A 3,260-nucleotide genomic window follows, 5' to 3' on the forward strand; every position below is an offset into this window, starting at 1 on the left:
GGCCTCGCGCGGGCCGCCCTCGCCGCGCGCCTCGATCAGCGGCGCGAGGTGCGGGAAGATGCCGAACACCGCGATCGCCTCGACGAACACCGCCGCGAACAGCACCCGCGCGCGCGGGTTGGCCACGATCGCGCGATAGCGCGTCAGCGCCAGCCCGAATTCCGGCCGTCGCGCCGGGAGGCGGCCGCTCCGGTCGAACCCGAGCAGGGTCGCGGCGCAGCCGAGCACGGCGACCGCGGCGTTGATCGCGAACACGCCGTGCCAGCCGACCTGCCCCTCGATCAGCCCGGCGAAGGTCGAGCCCGAGAGCTGCCCGAGGATCACCGCGACGAGGAAGCGGCCGATCGCCACCTGGCGGCGCTCCATCGGCACCCGGTCGCCCATCAGGGCGAGCGCCAGCGGGATCACCCCGCCGGCCGCGGCGCCCGCCACCATCCGCAGGCCGAAGAGCAGGCGCAGGTCTTCGGCGAAGGCGCAGCCGACCAGCGCCGCCACCAGCACCGCGAGGCACGCGGTGATGACCCGCTCCTTGCCGACCGCGTCGCCCACCGGCCCGAGGATCGGCTGGATCAGCGCGTAGGGCAGCGCGAAGGCGGTCGAGAGCAGCGCCACGGTGTGGGCGTCGCTGCGCAGGTCGCGCGCCAGCACGCCGACCAGCGGCTCGACCGAGCGCCACGCGAAGGTGCTGGAGAAGCCCGCGGCCGCGAGCACCAGGATCAGGCGAGCGATCGAGGAGGTGGAAGGCATGCTGGGCCGCGGCTCGCGAACGCCCGGCCGAGGAGGCCGGATCGGTCCCGGCCTAGCCGACATCGACCGGGTTTGCAGCCCCGCCGAGGCCGTGGAGCCGGCCGTCGGCATGCAAGGCGCCGCCCCTGAAACCCGACCGCGCGCGCCCTCGCCCGGCCGGGCGCACGATCCGGTCAGACGCGTCCGGGTGATCGCCGCGGGCGATCCCGGGGCGACGAGCGGGACATGCGCAGGCTTTGAAAGGCGTTGGCCTCAGAAGACGTGGCGGAGGATGAAGAACAGGACGCCCGCCAGGGTGATCGCCGCCGGCAGGGTCAACACCCAGGCCAGCGCCATGTTGCGCACCGTCGACATCTGCAGCCCGGAGCCGTTGGCCGCCATGGTGCCGGCGACGCCCGAGGACAGGATGTGGGTGGTCGAGACGGGCAGGCCGTAGACCTCGGCCAGCCCGATCGTGCCGGCGGCGACGAGCTCGGCCGAGGCGCCCTGCGCGTAGGTCAGGTGGGTCTTGCCGATCCTCTCGCCGACCGTGACCACGATCCGCTTCCAGCCGACCATGGTGCCCAGGCCCAGCGCCAGCGCGACGCAGACCTTCACCCAGGTCGGGATGTAGCGCGTGCCGTCGTTGAGCAGGCCGGTATAGGCCTTCAGCGTGCCGGCCTCGGCCTCCGAGAAGCTGGTGCCGTTCTTCGGCAGCAGCCGGATCGCGTCGGCGGCGAGGTACATGTCGTTGCGCAGGTTCGAGGTCTGCGCCGCCGGCACCTGCTTGATCGCACCGTAGTTCCGCACGTTGGCGGCGATGTCGGTGGAGAGGGCCGCGAGCGCGCCGTAGACCCCCGGCTGGTTCAGGTCCTTGGTCTTGAGCGCGTCCGAGACCTGCTTGCGGGCGGCCGCCGCGTCGGGCTGGGCCGTCGTCCCGGCGTGGCTCGCGAACACCGCGCTGGCGCTCTGCGAGGTCTGGATGAAGGCCGGCGTCGTGTCGTCGGCCATGGTGCGGTTCAGGGCGTAGGCGGTGGGCGCCGCGCCGATCAGGATCAGCATGATGAGGCCCATGCCCTTCTGGCCGTCGTTGCCGCCGTGGAAGAACGAGACCAGCGTGCAGGTCAGGATCAGCAGCGAACGGATCCAGAGCGGGGGCGGCGTGTCGCCCTCGGGCGCCTCGTAGAGGTCCTTGCGCCGCACGGTGAGCTTGAGCGCCAGCAGCAGGAGGGCCGCCGCGACGAAGCCAATGAGCGGGCTGAACAGCAGCGCCTTGAACACGCCGAGCGCCTGGGCCCAGTCGACGCCCGAGGTCGCGGAGCCTTCCGGCGCCATCAGCTGGTTGGCCAGCCCGACGCCGATCACCGAGCCGATCAGCGCGTGCGACGAGGAGTTCGGCAGGCCGAAGGCCCAGGTGCCGAGGTTCCAGACGATCGCGGCGATGAGCAGCGCGAAGATCATCGCGTAGCCGGCGCCCGACCCGACCTGCAGGATCAGCTCCACCGGCAGCAGCGTGACGATGGCGTAGGCCACCGCGCCCGAGGACAGCATCACGCCGAGGAAATTGAAGGCGCCGGACCAGATCACCGCCACGAGCGGCGGCATCGAGTGGGTGTAGATCACGGTCGCCACCGCGTTGGCGGTGTCGTGGAAGCCGTTCACGAACTCGAAGGCCAGCGCGATCAGCAGGGCGAGGCCGAGGAGCACGAAGGCGCCGATCGCCAGCGGCGTCTGGCCGACCGCGTTCATGTCGGTGATCAGGCTGACGCCGGCGTAGACCAGGCCCGCCACCAGGATCAGCAGGAACGCGACGATCCCGCCCGGATGCAGGCCGCGATCGAGCGTCGGACCCGGGCGCCGCCTCGGTTCGGCGCCCGACAGGTGCGGTGTCAGGCGGGCAGAATCGGACATGACGGATCTCGACGGCGATCGGACTTCGAACGCCTTCGGATAGGTCGCGTGCGTGACGGTCCGGTGACGGCGCGCGAAAGGACAGTCGATCCGCGCCGGACGACCCGGTCAAGAGCCGGCGAATACCGGTCGAGCGCTCAGTGCCTGCGCGGGCGCCGCGGCGCCGTGGCCGGGGTCTTGTCGCGATTCTCCGCGACGAGCTTGCGCCAGCGGTCCAGGCGGTCGGGGTCGAGGGTTCCGTCGGCGATGGCGGCCTGCACCGCGCAGCCCGGCTCGTGCGCGTGGGTGCAGTCGCGGAACCGGCAGTCGGGCGCGCGCTCGGTGATCTCGGCGAACAGCGTGTCGATCCCCTCCGCGGCGTCGCTGACGTGGAGCGTGCGCATCCCCGGCGTGTCGATCACCCAGCCGCCCCCGGCCATCGCGTGCAGCGAGCGGCCCGTCGTGGTGTGGCGCCCCTTGGCGTCGTGCTCCCGGATCGCGCCGGTCTCCTGCGGCGCGTCCTGGCCGGGCCCGGCCAGGGTGTTGACGAGCGTCGACTTGCCGACGCCGGACGAGCCGACCAGCGCGACGGTCTGCCCGGGCCCGGCCAGGACGCGCCGCAGGAGACCGGCGCGATCCGGGAG

Annotated in this window: 3 protein-coding genes; all 3 read right to left on the bottom strand. The window is 72.5% G+C overall.

Annotated elements, in window-relative coordinates; genetic code table 11:
- A partial coding sequence (locus FV223_RS23740) for an MFS transporter (RefSeq protein ID WP_147729287.1) occupies positions 1–747 on the bottom strand: 747 nt, incomplete at its 3' end.
- A gap of 252 nt (positions 748–999) precedes the next feature.
- Positions 1,000–2,637 (bottom strand): inorganic phosphate transporter, encoded by a 1,638-nt coding sequence (locus FV223_RS23745; protein ID WP_147729288.1) that lies wholly within the window; start codon positions 2,635–2,637, stop codon positions 1,000–1,002.
- Positions 2,638–2,774: 137 nt separating this feature from the next.
- On the bottom strand, positions 2,775–3,260 hold a 486-nt coding region (gene rsgA / locus FV223_RS23750), incomplete at its 5' end, for a ribosome small subunit-dependent GTPase A (protein ID WP_147729289.1).

The organism is Methylobacterium sp. WL116, assembly GCF_008039455.1.
GTDB lineage: Bacteria > Pseudomonadota > Alphaproteobacteria > Rhizobiales > Beijerinckiaceae > Methylobacterium.

Excerpts from the sequence above, each read along its gene's own strand:
- FV223_RS23745 (WP_147729288.1), bottom strand. The coding sequence starts at position 2,637 with ATGTCCGATTCTGCCCGCCTGACACCGCACCTGTCGGGCGCCGAACCG.